17 protein-coding genes are annotated in these 15,606 nt (G+C 71.9%); 7 read left to right on the forward strand and 10 right to left on the reverse strand.

The features are described from left to right. Nucleotides 1-2 precede the first annotated feature (2 nt). Nucleotides 3-1,058 carry a threonine aldolase family protein gene (locus tag ACZ7CH_RS09340; RefSeq protein WP_470373534.1) on the reverse strand — a complete coding sequence of 352 codons (1,056 nt, stop codon included), beginning with the start codon at nt 1,056-1,058 and terminating at the stop codon, nt 3-5. A 79-nt stretch (nt 1,059-1,137) separates the two neighbouring features. On the opposite strand from ACZ7CH_RS09340, the gene ACZ7CH_RS09345 reads away from it, so the two are divergent. Next, complete coding sequence (locus ACZ7CH_RS09345; RefSeq protein WP_470373535.1) at nt 1,138-1,509, forward strand: hypothetical protein; 372 nt, start codon at nt 1,138-1,140, stop codon at nt 1,507-1,509. Between the two features lie 67 nt (nt 1,510-1,576). Here ACZ7CH_RS09345 and ACZ7CH_RS09350 read toward each other — a convergent pair whose 3' ends face one another. Together ACZ7CH_RS09350 and exaC are read right to left on the reverse strand one after the other, a co-directional pair. After that, the gene (locus tag ACZ7CH_RS09350; protein WP_470373536.1) at nt 1,577-1,939 is read right to left on the reverse strand and encodes a DUF779 domain-containing protein; all 363 of its coding nucleotides are present in this window, start codon (nt 1,937-1,939) and stop codon (nt 1,577-1,579) included. Beyond that, a complete protein-coding gene (gene exaC / locus ACZ7CH_RS09355) occupies nt 1,939-3,462 on the reverse strand; it encodes an acetaldehyde dehydrogenase ExaC (RefSeq protein ID WP_470373537.1) in 1,524 nt (507 codons plus the stop codon). The genes ACZ7CH_RS09350 and exaC overlap by 1 nt, the downstream gene beginning before the upstream one ends. Before the next feature lie 117 nt (nt 3,463-3,579). Here exaC and ACZ7CH_RS09360 point away from each other — a divergent pair, with 117 nt between their 5' ends. After that, a complete protein-coding gene (locus tag ACZ7CH_RS09360; protein WP_360401242.1) occupies nt 3,580-4,692 on the forward strand; it encodes a GAF domain-containing protein in 1,113 nt (370 codons plus the stop codon). An 89-nt stretch (nt 4,693-4,781) separates the two neighbouring features. Continuing rightward, a complete protein-coding gene (locus ACZ7CH_RS09365; protein WP_470373538.1) occupies nt 4,782-5,060 on the forward strand; it encodes a hypothetical protein in 279 nt (92 codons plus the stop codon). Between the two features lie 6 nt (nt 5,061-5,066). Here the strand turns inward: ACZ7CH_RS09365 and ACZ7CH_RS09370 are convergent, their stop codons facing one another. Next, nucleotides 5,067-5,546: a hypothetical protein gene (locus ACZ7CH_RS09370; RefSeq protein ID WP_470373539.1), complete on the reverse strand. Its 480-nt coding sequence runs from the start codon at nt 5,544-5,546 to the stop codon at nt 5,067-5,069. 56 nt (nt 5,547-5,602) lie between these two features. On the opposite strand from ACZ7CH_RS09370, the gene ACZ7CH_RS09375 reads away from it, so the two are divergent. From ACZ7CH_RS09375 to ACZ7CH_RS09385, 3 genes are all read left to right on the forward strand, one after another. Beyond that, complete coding sequence (locus ACZ7CH_RS09375; protein WP_360401251.1) at nt 5,603-6,475, forward strand: PfkB family carbohydrate kinase; 873 nt, start codon at nt 5,603-5,605, stop codon at nt 6,473-6,475. A gap of 73 nt (nt 6,476-6,548) precedes the next feature. Beyond that, nucleotides 6,549-7,286, forward strand: coding sequence for a DUF4397 domain-containing protein (locus tag ACZ7CH_RS09380; protein ID WP_470373540.1), 738 nt, complete (start codon nt 6,549-6,551; stop codon nt 7,284-7,286). Continuing rightward, on the forward strand, nt 7,286-7,810 hold the full coding sequence (locus ACZ7CH_RS09385; RefSeq protein WP_470373541.1) for a class F sortase: 525 nt from the start codon (nt 7,286-7,288) through the stop codon (nt 7,808-7,810). The genes ACZ7CH_RS09380 and ACZ7CH_RS09385 overlap by 1 nt, the downstream gene beginning before the upstream one ends. Nucleotides 7,811-7,923: 113 nt before the next feature. Here the strand turns inward: ACZ7CH_RS09385 and ACZ7CH_RS09390 are convergent, their stop codons facing one another. The 5 genes from ACZ7CH_RS09390 to ACZ7CH_RS09410 form a co-directional block, all read right to left on the reverse strand. Further along, entirely contained in the window at nt 7,924-8,571 is a 648-nt protein-coding gene (locus ACZ7CH_RS09390; RefSeq protein WP_470373542.1) for an ABC transporter ATP-binding protein, read from the reverse strand. Further along, complete coding sequence (locus tag ACZ7CH_RS09395; RefSeq protein ID WP_470373543.1) at nt 8,553-9,455, reverse strand: ABC transporter ATP-binding protein; 903 nt, start codon at nt 9,453-9,455, stop codon at nt 8,553-8,555. The genes ACZ7CH_RS09390 and ACZ7CH_RS09395 overlap by 19 nt, the downstream gene beginning before the upstream one ends. Beyond that, nucleotides 9,449-10,333, reverse strand: a complete 885-nt coding sequence (locus ACZ7CH_RS09400; protein WP_470373544.1) for an ABC transporter permease — start codon at nt 10,331-10,333, stop codon at nt 9,449-9,451. The genes ACZ7CH_RS09395 and ACZ7CH_RS09400 overlap by 7 nt, the downstream gene beginning before the upstream one ends. Before the next feature lie 224 nt (nt 10,334-10,557). After that, the gene (locus tag ACZ7CH_RS09405) at nt 10,558-11,511 is read right to left on the reverse strand and encodes an ABC transporter permease (RefSeq protein ID WP_360401268.1); all 954 of its coding nucleotides are present in this window, start codon (nt 11,509-11,511) and stop codon (nt 10,558-10,560) included. Nucleotides 11,512-11,786: 275 nt separating this feature from the next. Continuing rightward, nucleotides 11,787-13,361, reverse strand: coding sequence for an ABC transporter substrate-binding protein (locus ACZ7CH_RS09410; protein ID WP_470373545.1), 1,575 nt, complete (start codon nt 13,359-13,361; stop codon nt 11,787-11,789). A 160-nt stretch (nt 13,362-13,521) separates the two neighbouring features. Between ACZ7CH_RS09410 and ACZ7CH_RS09415 the strand changes: the two genes are divergently transcribed. Next, complete coding sequence (locus tag ACZ7CH_RS09415) at nt 13,522-13,902, forward strand: hypothetical protein (RefSeq protein ID WP_470373546.1); 381 nt, start codon at nt 13,522-13,524, stop codon at nt 13,900-13,902. Here ACZ7CH_RS09415 and ACZ7CH_RS09420 read toward each other — a convergent pair. Next, entirely contained in the window at nt 13,883-15,586 is a 1,704-nt protein-coding gene (locus ACZ7CH_RS09420) for an IlvD/Edd family dehydratase (RefSeq protein WP_470373547.1), read from the reverse strand. The two genes, ACZ7CH_RS09415 and ACZ7CH_RS09420, sit on opposite strands and share 20 nt — an antisense overlap. Nucleotides 15,587-15,606 lie beyond the last annotated feature (20 nt).

A 15,606-nucleotide genomic window follows, 5' to 3' on the forward strand; every position in this document is an offset into this window, starting at 1 on the left:
GGCTACGCGCCGAGCTCCTCCCGGACGACCGCGACGAACCAGTCCACATCGGACTCGGTCGTGTCCCACGCCGTCATCCACCGCACCTCCCCGCGCGCCCGGTCCCAGTCGTAGAACCGCACCCGCTTGCGGATCCGGTCGGCGACCTCGACCGGCAACGTCACGAACAGCGCGTTCGCCGCCGTCTCCTGCGTGAACGCGAGCCCGGGAACCTCCTCCAGCGCCGCCCGCAGCCGTGCCGCCATCGCGTTCGCGTGCGCCGCCGACCGCACCCCGAGGTCGCCGTCGAACAGCGCGAGCAGCTGCGCGGACGCGAACCGCATCTTGCTCGGCAGCTGCATCATCAGCTTGCGCAGGTACCGCAGCCCGGTTGCCCGGCCGGGGTCGAGCACGACCACCGCCTCCGCGCCCAGCAACCCCGCCTTCGTGCCACCGAGGCTGATGACGTCCACGCCCGCGTCGGTGGTGAACTCGCGGAACGGCACCCCGAGCGCGGCGGCCGCGTTCCACAGCCGCGCGCCGTCCACGTGCACGGCCATGTCCCGCTCGTGCGCGTAGTCGCAGATCGCCCGCAGCTCATCGGGTGTGTAGAGGGTGCCCATCTCGGTGGTCTGCGAGACGCTCACGGCCAGCGGCTGCGCCCGGTGCTCGTTGCCCCAGCCCCACGCCTCCGCGGCGATCAGCTCCGGCGTGAGCTTGCCGTCCGGCGTGGGCACGGTCAGCACCTTGAGCCCGGTCATCCGCTCCGGCGCACCGCCCTCGTCGACGTTGATGTGCGCGGTGGCCGCCGAGACGACCGCGCCCCACCGGGGCAAGACGCTGGTGAGCGCCATGACGTTCGCACCGGTGCCGTTGAAGACCGGGAACGCCTCCGCGCGCTCCCCGAACCGCTCCCGCACGACCTCCTGCAACCGTGCCGTGTAGACGTCCTCGCCGTACGACACCTGGTGCCCGCCGTTCGCCGCGGCGATGGCGGCGAGCGCCTCCGGCAGCACCCCGGCGTAGTTGTCGCTGGCGAAGGCACGCCAGCCGGTGTCGTGCAACGGCTCGATCGTCATGCCCGCACGGTAGCTGCTCCGATTTCTGTCGCCGGCTCGGTCCAGGTCCTGGATGGACACACCGGGCAGGGGAGCCCGCGTGACCGGTTCGCGGCGCTGTACGCCTTCGAGAGCGGATTCGACTGCTCGTTCACCCGCTTCCGCGCGGTCCGCGCACCTCATCGGGCTGACCGAGCTCACCGCCCTGCTGATGTTCGCCGCGGCCGGCGAGTTCCTGTCCGGTCCCGCTGAGGCCACGGTGCTGTTCCGGGCGGAGACGGGCGCGAACCTGTGGCCGGCCGACGCGGACGGCTGGCTGTCTGGGTTGTCCGTCGGCGGCGACGGCGCGCGCTTCGTCGCTGCACGCGACCTGACCGCGGTGGTGGAGGGCCTGCGCCCGGCCGAGAGCTGGTCGAACGGCTGGGGGAGGAGGCGGAGGAGTGGGACTGGGACTCCGGTGCGGACTTCGTGACGCAGGTGCCGCGGGCCCCGGCGTTCACGGATCTCGCGGTGCTGGCGGCTGCCTTGGACTGAGCTCCTCAGAGCTCGTCGTCGGCCAGCAGCCGCGACCGGACCAGGAACCGCACCCCGAGCGGTGCCTCCAGCGAGAACCCGCTCCCGCGCCCCTTCACCACGTCGATCGTCAGGTGCGTGTGGCTCCAGTACTCGAACTGCGCCGCCGACATCCACACGGGAACGGAGAACGAGTCGGCATCCGAGTCCACGGCCAGGTCCCCGAGGTGCACGTCCGACGACCCGGTCCGGAACTCCCCTGCCGGGTAGCACATCGGCGCCGACCCGTCGCAGCAGCCGCCGGACTGGTGGAACATCAGCTCGCCGTGCGACGCCCGGAGGCGGCGGAGCAGGTCCGCCGCCTCCGAGGTCAGGTCGACCCGTGCCATCAGAAGAAGCCCTGGGCGTTCTGCGAGTAGCTGACCAGCAGGTTCTTCGTCTGCTGGTAGTGGTCGAGCATCACGCGGTGGTTCTCGCGGCCGATGCCGGACTGCTTGTAGCCGCCGAACGCGGCGTGCGCGGGGTAGGAGTGGTAGTTGTTCACCCACACGCGGCCGGCCTGGATGTCGCGGCCCGCGCGGTAGGCGATGGAGCCGTCGCGGGACCAGACGCCGGCGCCGAGGCCGTAGAGGGTGTCGTTGGCGGTCTTCATGGCGTCGTCGTAGTCGGAGAACGACGTCACGGCGACGACCGGGCCGAAGATCTCCTCCTGGAAGACGCGCATCTTGTTGTCGCCCTCGAACACCGTCGGGGTGACGTAGTAGCCGCCGGAGAGCTCGCCGCCGAGGTCGGCCCGCTCACCGCCGGTCAGGACGCGGGCGCCCTCCTGCTTGCCGATGTCGATGTAGGACAGGATCTTCTCCAACTGGTCGTTGGAGGCCTGGGCGCCGATCATCGTGTCCGTGTCGAGGGGGTTGCCCTGCTTGATCGCCTTCGTCCGTTCGACGGCGTCGCCGAGGAAGTCCGAGTAGATCGAGTCCTGGATCAGCGCGCGGGACGGGCAGGTGCAGACCTCGCCCTGGTTCAGCGCGAACATCGTGAAGCCCTCGAGGGCCTTGTCGTAGAAGGCGTCGCGGGAGGCCGCCACGTCGGAGAAGAACACGTTGGGCGACTTGCCGCCGAGCTCCAGCGTCACCGGGATGATGTTCTCGCTGGCGTACTGCATGATCAGCCGGCCGGTGGTGGTCTCGCCGGTGAACGCGACCTTCGCGATGCGGCGGGAGGACGCGAGCGGTTTGCCGGCCTCGACGCCGAAGCCGTTCACGATGTTGAGGACACCGGGTGGCAGCAGGTCGGCGATGAGCTCCATCAGCACGTGGATGGACGCCGGGGTCTGCTCGGCCGGCTTGAGCACCACCGCGTTGCCGGCCGCGAGGGCCGGTGCGAGCTTCCAGGTGGCCATGAGCAGCGGGAAGTTCCACGGGATGATCTGCGCGACCACGCCCAGCGGCTCCTGGAAGTGGTAGGCGACCAGGTCCTCGTCGATCTGCGAGATGCCGCCCTCCTGGGCGCGGATCACGCCCGCGAAGTAGCGGAAGTGGTCCACGGCCAGCGGCAGGTCGGCGGCCAGCGTCTCGCGGACGGGCTTGCCGTTCTCCCACGACTCGGCCACGGCGAGCGCCTCGAGGTTGTCCTCCAAGCGGTCCGCGATCTGGTTGAGCACCTGGGCGCGGGCGGAGGGGGAGGTCTTGCCCCACGCGCGGGCGGCGCCGTGGGCGGCGTCCAGCGCGCGTTCGACGTCCTCCGCGGTGCCGCGGGCGATCTCGGTGAAGTCCTCACCGGTCACCGGGGTCGGGTTGGCGAAGTACTCGCCCTTGGCGGGAGGGACGTACTCCCCGCCGATGAAGTGGTCGTACCGGTCGCGGTACGTCACCACGCTGCCGGGCTGGCCCGGGGCCGCGTACTTCGTCATCGTCTCGCCTCCCGCATCGTTGCGAACCGGTGACGACGCTAGGGAGGGCAACGTTTCATCGACGTTGCATCCGAAAGGAGTAGTCCGGACCGCGCGTGCGGCAGTCATCCTGGTGTGATGCAGCCTCGCGAAGTGGCGCGGCCGGTGATCGCCGAGTCGTGGCAGCGGTCCCTCGCGGCCAGCGTCGACCCCGACCGGCACGAGGCGCCGGTGGTGCTCGCACCGGACGAGGTCGCGCACCTGCGCGGGGACCACCCGCTGGCGGCTGCCCTGCCGGTGCTGCGGCACACCCTCGCGATGGACGAGACGATCATGATCGTCACCGACACCACGGGCACGATCCTGTGGTGCGAAGGCGACAACAAGACCCGGCACACCGCGGAGCGCGTCCACCTGACCGAGGGCTCGCGGTGGAGCGAGGACGCCATCGGCACGAACGCGATGGGCACGGCGCTCGCGACCGGCCGCCCGGTGACCGTGCACTCGAACGAGCACCTGGTGCGCCGGTGCCACACGTGGACGTGCGCGGCGAGCCCCATCCGCGACCCGCGCACCGGCACGTTGCTGGGCGTGGTCGACGTGAGCGGCCCGTTGAAGACGATGCACCCGGCCGTCGCGCCGCTGGTCTCCGCCGCCGCCCAGCTCGCGGAACACCACCTGCGGAGCCACCTGCGGCCGCGCAGGCCGGTGCTGGCGCTCACCTTCCTCGGCGGACTGGCCGCGACCCTCGACGGACGCCCGCTGTCGCTCACGCTGCGCAACGCCGAGGTGCTCACGGCACTGGCGCTGCACCCGCGCGGCCTCACCGCGGAACAGCTGGCGTTGCAGCTCTACGGCGAGCGCGGCAACCCGACGACGGTCCGCGCCGAGCTGCACCGGTTGCGCGCCCAGCTCGGCACCGCGCTCCTGACCAGGCCCTACCGCCTCAACGTGGAGCTGAGCGGCGACTTCCTGGACGTGCGCGCCGCGTTGCGCGAGGGCCGCTCCGTCGCCGCCTACCCCGGTGAGCTGCTGGCCCGGTCGGACGCGCCGGTCGTGCGGGAGGAACGCGACGACCTGACCGCGGCGTTGCGCCGGCAGGTGATCGACGCCGGTGACGTCGACGCGCTGGTGTCGTTCGCGGACAACGTGGAGGACGCCGAGGTGCTGGAGCGGCTGCACGGGCTGCTGCCGGCCGCCGACCCGCGGCACGCACTGGTCTCCTCACGGCTGCGCCGAGCGTTGGAATAGGCCTTCCCGCCGGGGGAGGACGACAACGTGAAGCAGTGCACCAACTGCATGACCAGGTTGCCGCGCAAGGAAATCGCTGACGTCGCCTGGTGCCTGCTGTGCACGGCCTGCCGTGGACCGGTTTCCGCTGGCTGACCAAGTCGCGCGGCACGTGGGACCGCGACGACGAGACCGGCGAGGTCGCGTTGCTGCGCAAGCGTTCGCGGTCCGACGAGGCGGGGCTGCTGTACCTGGTGCGCTACGGCAGGGTTCTCAAGTTCGGCCGCGGCCAGGCCGACCGGGTGTACGGGCACGTCAAGCACGGCGCCGTGCCCGTGCTGGTGCTGCCCGGCGGTGAGGACGTCACGGACCGCTTCGCTCCCGGCTGAGCGCCGTCAGTCGGTGCCGAAGTCCCGCCCGCGAACCGGGTGCGGCGACGTGTGCACGTACCGGCCGGAGGGCGTGAGCGAACGCGCCGCCGGGTGCGTCAGGCCGAGCACGGACGCGAACACCTCCCGCGCACCCAGCACGATCCGCTTGAGAGCGGCGGACTTGCGGGCGTGCAACGAGAACGCCTCGATGCGGTCGACCACCCGGACCTGCGGGAGCATGACCACGACGGCGTAGGACGCCGGGTCCGGCAACTGCGGGCAGAGCCGCGCCGGGGTTCCGTTGTCGGACACGAAGTGCGGCAGCGCGGGCTGGGAGCGCTTCGGCTGCGAGGGCAGCGTGAGGGTGGTGCGCGCGGCTCGGCGTTCGGCCAGGGCGGCGCGGTGGGCGCGGACCTGTTCCTTGAACGCGGCGCGCTCGTGGTCGAGGGTGAAGGCGCGGCGGTGCCGCTTCAGGGTCTGCAGCTCGGCGAGGTGTCGCGTCACGAGGCCAGTATGCGAAGGCGCGCAACCGTTATTCGCCGGGTGAATCCGGAGGTCCCGTGCCGCAGGCTGGGTACCCCGGCGCCGTGGACAACATCGTCGTGGTGGGGCAGATAGCGCGTGATCTGGTGCTCGTCGTCGACGAGGTGCCCGGTTCCGGTGGCACGAGCCAGGTGCGGCAGCGCCGGGAGATGCTCGGCGGCAAGGGCGCGAACATCGCCGTCGGCCTGGCCCAGCTCGGTGCGGCGGTCGAGCTGGTCGGCGTGGTCGGGGAGGACGGCGTCGGTGAGCGGCTGGTCGCGCGGGCGGCCGCGGACGGCATCGGCACGGCGGGTGTGGTGCGACGGGGCGTGTCGGCGTTGATCGTCGACCTCGTGGCGGACGGGTGGCGGTACCTGGAGGACCTGCGGGAGCCGGTCCGCGAGGAAGACCTCCCGCTCGACGTGATCGCCGCGGCGAAGGCCGTCGTCGTCCAGCTCCAGCTACCGCCCGAGGTGGCGCTCAAGGCGGCCCGGTCGGCACGCGGTGTCGTGGTGCTCGACGGTGCGCCGGAGGAGTTCCGCGACGAGCTGCTGGCCTGCGCGGACGTGCTGCGGGCCGATCACCGGGAGGCCGAGCTGCTGACCGGACGCAAGATCACCTCGACCGACGACGCCCTGGCGGCGGCCCGTTCGGTCGAAGGGCCGGGGCTCGTGGCGTTCGCGGTCAACGGCGAGGGCAACGTGTTCGTCTGGGACGGAGGCGAGCTGGTGCTGCCGTTGGGTGACGCGGAGGTGGTGGACACGACCGGAGGAGGAGACGCGTTCATCGCGGCGTTGACCTATGCGCTCACGAACGGTTCCACGCCGGAAGAAGCCGCACGGCTCGCGGTGAAGGCATCGGGCGACACGGTGACTCGCCCCGGCGGGCGACCGGATCTGGCCGGGTTGTGAGCGGTGGGAACGACGCGAGAATTGTCGGTGCGGCACGCTACCGTTGGCGTGGTCCGGTGAGGGGAGGTCTGCCGTGCGGTTCATCGCCGTTGTGCTGTTGTTGCTGCTGAGCGCCGCGCCGGCGCAGGCTGCCAGTGGCACGTACATCCGCATCGGGCACTTCTCGGTGGACCAGGCGCGGGTGGAGGTGAGCCTGGACGGCACGGCGCTCGGCGGCTTCGACTACGCCGCGCTCGACGACTACCGGCGGGTCGCCCCCGGCGAGCACCTCGTCGAGTTCCGCACCGCGGACCCGAACGCGCCGGTGCTGCGCTCGGTGCTCGTGCAGGCCGTCGAGGGCAAGGCGTACACGGTGGTCGACCTGGCGAGCACGATGAAGGTCCTGGAGGACGACATCAGCCTGCCGGTCAACGGTCAGGCGCGGCTGCGCGTGATCAACGCCGGTGACGCCGAGATGGACGTCGTGCGGTCGGGCTCGTTCATCCACCGGGGCGTGCAGGCGAACAGCACGACCGGGTACGTCGTGCTCCTGCCCGACGACGACCCCTTGCAGGTGCTGCCGCGCGGCAAGGACTCGACCCAGCTCGACGTGACGACCGAACCCGGCGCGGTCTACTCGCTGCTGGTCAGCGCGCGCCGCATCGAGCTGCGGACCGACGCGAAGAGCGCCGAGGTCGTGCCGAGCGGCGGCCAGGAGACCGGCTTCGGCGGCATGGCGGGCGGCTGGGACTGGCTGACCGCGCTCGTCATCGCGCTCGTCGTCGGCCTCGCCATGTACTCGGTGCGCGACCGCCTGTTCCGGTTCGGCTGATGGGCAAGGGCAAGCTGGTGATGGCCGCGGCGGTCGTGGTCGCGCTCATCTACATCGTCAAGGGCCCCGGTGCGGGCCAGGCACCGGAGCCGGTGACGGTGCGCATCCCGGCGATCGGGGTGGAGACGAAGCTGCAGGCCCTCGCGGTCGACGGCGCGGGCGCACTCGAACCGCCGACCCGCGCCGACCAGGCCGGTTGGTACGCGAAGGGCGTCAAACCGGGCGACGCGGGCCCGGCGGTGATCGCGGGCCACGTCGACTCGAAGACCGGCCCTGGCGTGTTCTACCGATTACCGGAGCTGCAACCGGGCGCCGAGGTGCTGGTCGAACGCGAGGACGGCAGCGCGCTGACGTTCGTGGTGAACAGGTCGTACTCCACGCAGAAGGTGGAGTTCCCGACCGCGGGCGTGTACGGCCCGACACCGTTGTCGGAGCTGCGGCTGGTGACGTGCGGCGGCGAGTTCGACCGTGCGGCGGGCAGCTACCGCGACAACGTCATCGTGGAGGCGGTGCTGAAGGCCTGACCAGACCGTTGTGTGCGTGAGAGGTCACGCGCATGTTCGCGTCCGTCTCGGTCTGGTGGGTGTGGTTCATGCCGACCAACGCCGCGTGCGACGTGCCGCCAAGCGTCGGACAGCTACCGCGACGACGTCACCGTGGAGGCGGTGGTGAACGTCTGATCGGCCCACCGGGCGAGCAGCCGGGAGTCGTGCGAGATCGCGAGCACGCCCGCGTCCGTCTCGGCCTGGTAGGCGTGGATCACGCCGACCAGCGCTGCGGTCGTCGAGGCGTCGAGCATCGTGGTCATCTCGTCGCAGATCAGGTACCGGGGCCGCAGGGCGAGCGCGCGGGCGAGGCAGGCGCGTTGCAGCTGGCCGTCGCTCACCTCGTGCGGGCGGCGGTCGAGCAGGTCCTCGGTGAGCATGACGAGGTCGGCGAGCTCGGCGACGCGGCCGGGGTTGTTGCCGAGCGGTTCGGCGATGGCCCTGCGCAGGGTGAAGCGCGGGTCGACGGACAGGCGCGGCTGCTGGAACAGCACACCGATCTTGGTGCGCTGCGGTGCCCGGAACCGGTAGCCCGTGACCGTGTCGCCGTCGATCTCCACGGTGCCCGCGAACGGCTTGTGCAGCAACGCGAGCACCCGCGCCACAGTGGACTTGCCGGATCCGCTCGGGCCGGCGAGCCCGATCGTCCGTCCGGAGGGGATGGTGAGGCTGAAGTCGGTGATCACCGGGTGCCGGTAGCCCGCGGTGATGCCGTGCGCGCTCAGCACGGGCGGTGGCACGCGACGGCGTGCGGGTCGTCGGTCAGCACGGGCCGTTCCTCGCAGATCGCCATGGCCTGCTCGCACCGAGGGGCGAACGCGCAACCGACCGGCAGGTCGGTCAGCAGCGGCGGCAGGCCGGGGATGGGTGTGAAGGCGCGGTCGGGCAGGGCGTCCGCCAGGCCGCGGCTGTAGGGGTGGCGCGCGTTGTCGAGCACGTCGTGGGCGGGTCCGAGCTCGACGATCCGCCCCGCGTACATCACCGCGATCCGGTCGGCGATCTTGTGCGCCGCCTCCAGGTCGTGGGTGATGAGCAGGACGGCGTGCCCGTCGTCGACCATGCGCCGGAACTCGTCGAGCAACCCGTCGACCAGGTCGCGGTCCAGGCCGGTGGTCGGTTCGTCGGCGATGAGCAGCCACGGGTCGCCGACCAGCGCCAACGCGTTCGCGACGCGCTGCGCCATGCCGCCGGACAGCTCGTGCGGGTAGCGGTCGAGGTGTTCGGGCAGCAGCCCGGCGCGTTCGGCGGCACTGGCAGCGTCGCCGCCGAGCGTGCGCGCGGCTTCTTCGAGCTGCGACCGCGCGGTGCGCACCGGCGTGAGGTGGCTGGCCGGGCTTTGCGGGATGAGCCCGATCTGCCGGCCGCGGACCTTCGTGGCCAGCTCGTGGTCCGTGGCCTGGAGCAGGTCGAGCTCGCCGAGCCGTGCCGCCCCGCGGGTCTGGGCGTTGCCCGGCAGGAACCCGAGCAGCGCGCTGGCCAGCACCGTCTTGCCGCACCCGCTCTCCCCGACGAGCGCGACGCACTCGCCGGGCTGGATGGTCAGCGACACGTCGCTGACCGCGTCGACCGTCGCCCCCGGCAACGCGAACCGCACCGACAGCCGTTCGACCTCGAGGTTCACCACGTCAGCTCCGTGCGCCGCTTGGGGTTCAACCGGTCCCGCCACACCCCGCTGACGCCCGACACGGCGAGCGTCGTGACGACGAGCAGCAACCCCGGCGCCAACGACATCCACCACCCGCCGACCAGCAGCGACCGCTGGGCATCGTTGATCATGTTGCCGATGCTCGCCGCGTGCGGCGGCAGCCCGAGCCCGAGGAACGACAACGCCGTCTCGTGCCACACCGCGTGCGGCACCATGAGCGTGGTCGCGAGCAAGACCTGCGGCGCCACGTTCGGCAACAGGTGCCGCGTCAGCACCTTCGTCCTGCCGGCACCGCCGACGACGGCCGCGTCGATGAACGGCCGCGACTTCAACGACAGCACCTCCGACCGCACGATCCGCGCGGACGTGAGCCAGTGGGTGAGCGCGATCGAGATGATCACCGCGGTCAGGCTCGGCCGCAGCACGGCGACGATCACGATGCCCAGCAACAGGTGCGGCACCGACGCCATCGCGTCGACCAGCCGCATCAACACCCGGTCGACCCACCCGCCGACCGCCCCGGCCAGCGCACCCACCGCAGTGCCGACAACCGCCGAGATGGTCGCCGCGACAATGCCCACCGTCAGCGACACACGCAGCGCATAGATGCACCGCAGCAGCACGTCCCGCCCAAGCTCGTCGGTGCCGAACAGGTGCGCCGCCGACGGCGCCTGGTTGGCCACGGCGAGGTCGACGTACTGCTCATTGAGGTCGACGACCAGCGGAACGACGATGGTCGCCAGCGCGACGACCACCAGCACGGTCGCTGCCGGAACCAGCCGCAGCCGAGGCGACCGCGGCGGTCCAGCGGCGGTGAGCCGCGACCGCGGCGCACTGCGCCAGGCCAGGTCAGCCATGGTCCGCTCCCGTCTCCGCCCGCCGTACGTCACCCGGACGGGTGGTCGTTGTCCTGATCCGCGCCTGGCCGCGTCTGGTTGATGTCCGGAAGTACCCAACTCGTTCGCCCGCGAAGTGAGGAAGCGCGGATGGGGGCGGACCGCTGCCCAGTCGCCCCGGCACTGCCAGTCGGGTCGGGGCCGCCAGTCGGGTCGAGGGGCAGCCGGCCGCAGTCAGGAGTCCGTCAGCCATCGACCGCCACCCTCGGGTCGGCGAGCGCGTAGAGGACGTCGGCGAGGAGGTTCCCCACCAGCACCACAGCGGTGGCCATCACGGTCAGGGCACCGAGCAACGCGAAGTCCACGTTCAGCGCCGCCTCCACGGTGGCGCGCGCGATGCCCGGCCACGAGAACACCGTCTCCACCAGCAACGCCCCCGTGATCAGCTCGGGCAGCCGCGCCCCGAGCAGCGTCAGGAACGGCAGGAGCGAGGTGCGCAGCGCGTGCCCCGTGACCACCAGCCGGTCGGGCAGCCCGCGGGCCCGCGCGCCGATCACGTGGTCCTGCGTGAAGGACTCGAGGAGGTTCTGCCGCACGAACAGCACGAACCACGGCGCCTGCGAGATCGCCAGCACCGCCACCGGCAGCACCATGTGCACCGCGACCCCGCCGACGGTGACCGGCTCCGCCCCGCTCGTCACGCCGCCGCCGGGCAGCCAGCGCAGCTGCAGCGCGAACACGTACAGCACCGCCAGCCCCACCCAGAACACGGGCGCGGCCTCCAGCGCGTAGCAGCCGCCGGTGACCACGCGGTCCAGCCACGTGCCCTGCCGCCACGCCGCGGCCGTGCCCAGCAGCAGTCCGAGCAGCAACGCCAGGGTGAAGCCGACCGACACGAGCAGCACCGTCCACCCGAGACGGTCGCCGATGACGGCGGACACGGGTTGCTGCAGGGAGAGCGAGTCGCCGAGGTCGCCGACCACCGCGTGCCGCAGCCAGGCCCAGTACTGGGCCACCACGGGTTGGTCGACGCCCCAGTTCTCGCGCAGCTGAGCGACGCGTTCCGGGGAGGCGCCGATGATGCGGACGCCGAAGTAGCGCTCGACCGGGTCGAACGGCGAGGCCTTGGCGAGCACGAACAGCGCGAAGCTCACCACGAGCAGGACCGGGGCCGCGAAGGCCAGGCGGCGCAACGCCATCATGCCGAGGGCGCGCGACCTGGTCCGGGGACGACCCGAGAAGCGAGGACCGGTCGAGGAACGTCGACCGGCCAAGGAAGGCAGACCAGCCAAGGAACGCCGCGCCGCCGGGGCTTGCGGGTGCGCGGCAGCCGCCGGTGAGCCGGGCCCGTCGCCGTCCTGCGGGGCGACGACGGCAGGGTTGCTGGCCGCCTGACCGCCGACGGCAGAAACCCCGGCCGCCTGACCGCCAACAATCCCCTCAGCGCCCTCCGGCTCACCACCCGAAGCCCGAGTCACGACTTCGGCGTCCAGCGCTCAAGGTTCCACCACACCGCGTGCACGAGCCCGTGGTCGTGCGGCTCGACCTGCGTCTCCTGCCCGTTCCACTTGTCCCGCACCACGTACGTGTGCTCCAGGAACACGAGGAACGCCCACCCCGGGTCGGCGACGTAGGCCTGCTGGAAGTCGGAGTAGGCCTGCTTGCGCACGGCCGGGTCGAGCGACCGGCGGGCCGTGTCGAGTGCGGTGTCCACTGTGGAGTTGCGGTAGTGGCTCATGTTCACGTAGCCGGGCTGGCCGGCGTAGCGGGAGTGCAGCAGGGTGTAGGCGGCGGTGTCGGGGTCGTAGGGGTCGCCGCCGCCCCAGATCGAGGCGGCTTCGCGTTGGCGTTGCAGCATGACGTCGAACGTGGTGGCTTCGGCGGGGGCGTCGATGCCGAGTTTGGCGATGTCGGAGGCGGCTGCCAGGGCGAGCTCTTTGCGCAGCACGTCGGGTGCGGGGTACAGGACGGGCAGGCGGGCTGGCTGGCCGTCCTTGGTGCGCTTGCCGTCGGGGCCCTGGCGCCAGCCTGCCTCGTCGAGCAGGCGGGCGGCTTCCGCTGTGTCGAACGGGAAGGTCGCCGACGGGTCGTGCCACGCGGAGAGGTGCGGGGAGACCGGGGTTGCGGCCGGGGTGCCGGAGCCGGCGAGAACGGTGTCGATCATGGCCTGGCGGTTGATGGCCAGGTTCAGGGCGCGGCGGATGCGGGGGTCGGAGGTGAAGGGGAGCTCCGAGGGCAGGCCGATGCCGCGGTAGTCGGCGGACGGGTTGCGCACCACGCGGTAGCCGGAGCGGTCGGTGTAGGAGCGGGCGAGTTTCGGGGGCAGGACGGTGCCGTCGAACTCGCCGGCGGCCATGCGGGTGGCGCGGGCGTTGTCGTCGGGGACGAACACCACGGTCACGGTCTTGATCGCGGGGGCGCCGGCCCAGTGCTGCTCGTTGGCCTTGAGAACCAGGCGGTCGCCCTTGCGCCACTCCGCCACCGCGTACGGGCCGGTGCCGACGGGGGCGGTGTTGAACGGCGCGGTGTTCACGTCGGCGCCGGCGAACTTCGCCGCGGGCACGATGCCCAGGGTCAGCTGCTGGGCGAACGGGGCGTAGGGGTAGGAGAGCGTGAACCGCACGGTCGCCGGGTCGACGGCCACGACGTCGGCGACGGCGTCGAAGCGGGAGGCGATCGTGGAGTTCACCTTCTTGTCCAGCACGGACTTGTACGTGAACACGACGTCCGAGGCGGTCAGCGGAGTGCCGTCGGAGAACGTGACACCGGTGCGCAGCTTCGCCGTCCACGTGAGGCCGTCGGCCGACGCGGTGGGCAGCTCGGCGGCCAGTGCGGGGACCAGCTTCAGCGCGGCGTCGCGGGCGACCAGGCCGTCGAAGACCTTCGCGGCACCGTCGGGGGCGTAGCCGAGCACCGGGTTCAGGTTCTCCGGTTCGCTGCCGGCGCCGATCACGATGGACGTCGCCGAGCCGGTCACCGCGCCGTCCGGTGACGTGCACGCCGTCGCCGCCAGTGCGGCGGTCAGCAGTGCGAGGACCGTTCGGCGCATGCAGTTCCTCCCGGGGTGTCCGTGTTGCCGGGTGCAGCTAACAGCAATGAAGTTGCAACAGGCAATAGTTGGCAACACCACACCAAGATCGACGGGGAGGACGCTTGCACGCCGGAGAAGGGCGGACGCGCTAGGTTCGGAGCAGTCGGGGGGAGAGGTCGTGCTCAAGATCGCAGTCCGGGTGTTCGCCGTCGTCGCGGTGACCAGCGGTGTGCTGCTGGCCGTGACGGCACTGGTGCCGGGTGCGGGGACGGCGCTCGTCAACGCCGGCCTGCTGGGGGTGCTGGCCGGTCCGGTGGCGCTCGGGACCTACGCGGGCGGCCTGCTGCCCAGGCCCGCCGGGGTGCGGGTCCTCACCGGGATCGGCGTGGCGTTCATCGCGTTCAGCATCACGACCAACCTCGCGCAGGTGGTGTCGCTGGCGACGGAGCCGGGGTCGTCGCGCGACCACCTCGAACACGGCGTCTTCGCCGTGCTGTGGCTGCTCCTCGGGCTGTTCCTGGTCTGGGACGCGAAGCGGCTCAGTGCGACTCCCTCCTGACCTCCGACCCGCTGGACCCCAGCAGGAAGTCCAGGTCGGCACCGGTGTCGGCGCCGAGCACGTGGTCGACGTAGAGCCGTTCCCAGCCACGCCGGGGAGCCGCGAACGCGGCGGTCATCCGCGGGCTCGGCGTGCGGTCGAGGAAGTCCGGTGCCTCCACGTCGATGCGCCGGTTCGCCACGTCGAGCACGATCACGTCACCGGTGCGCACCAGGCCGAGCGGCCCGCCTGCCGCGGCCTCGGGGGCCACGTGCAGGACGACCGTGCCGTAGGCGGTGCCGCTCATGCGGCCGTCGCAGATCCGCACCATGTCGCGGACGCCCTGCTCCAGCAGCTTTTTGGGCAACGGCATGTTCGACACCTCCGGCATGCCGGGGTAGCCGCGCGGGCCGCAGCCGCGCAGCACCAGCACGGAGCCGGCGTCCACGTCGAGGTCCGGGTCGTCGATGCGGGCGTGGAAGTCCTCGATGCTGTCGAACACCACGGCCCTTCCCCTGTGCCGCAACAGCTCCGGTGACGCGGCCGCCGGTTTCACCAGCGCGCCCTGCGGGGCGAGGTTGCCGCGCAGCACGGCGATGCCGCCCTCGGCGATGATCGGCTGCGCGCGGCTGCGGATCACCTCGGGGTCCCAGATCGGGGCGTCGTCGAGGTGGTCGACGAGCGGCCGGCCGGTCACGGTCACACCGGCCGGGTCGAGCAGGTCGCGGACCTCGCGCAGCACCGCGAGCAGGCCGCCCGCGCGGTGGAAGTCCTCCATCAGGAACCGGCCGGCGGGCTGGAGGTCCACCAGCAGCGGCACCCCGGAGCCGATGCGGTCGAAGTCGTCGAGCACCAGGTCGACGCCGAGGCGGCCCGCGATGGCGAGCAGGTGGACCACGGCGTTGGTCGAGCCGCCGATCGCCGCGAGCGCCACGATCGCGTTGTGGAACGACGCCTTCGACAGGAACGTGCTGGGGCGCCGGTCCTCCGCCACGAGCTGAACGGCGAGGCGGCCGGTGCCGTGGGAGGCCTCCAGCAGCCTGCTGTCCGGTGCCGGGGTGCCCGCCACACCGGGGACGACGGTGCCGAGCGCCTCCGCCACCAGCGCCATGGTCGAGGCGGTGCCCATGGTGTTGCAGTGGCCGCGGCTGCGGATCATCGCCGACTCGGAGCGGAGGAACTGCTCCTGCGACAACGTGCCCGCGCGCACCTCCTCCGACAGCCGCCACACGTCCGTGCCGCACCCCAGCGGCACCCCGCGGAACGTGCCCGTCAGCATCGGGCCACCGGGCACCACCACGGCCGGGATGTCGACGGACGCGGCGGCCATCAGCAGCGCGGGGATCGTCTTGTCGCAGCCGCCGAGCAGCACCACGCCGTCGACCGGGTTGGCGCGCAGCATCTCCTCGGCCGCCATCGCGGCCATGTTGCGCCACAGCATCGCGGTGGGGCGGACGTTGGTCTCGCCGAGCGACACCACCGGCAGGTTCAACGGGATGCCACCGGCTTCGTACACGCCGTTCGACACCGCGGCGGCGACCTCGCCGAGGTGCGCGTTGCACGGCGTGAGGTCGGAGGCGGTGTTGGCGATGGCGATCTGCGGACGTGAGAACGCGTCGTCGGGGGTGCCGCGGCGCATCCAGGCGCGGTGGATGTAGGCGTTGCGGTCCTGCCCTGCGTACCAGTGCGCGCTGCGGAGGGTCACCCTCCTGTCGTACGGGGCGC

Source organism: Lentzea sp. NPDC037011 (assembly GCF_055607425.1).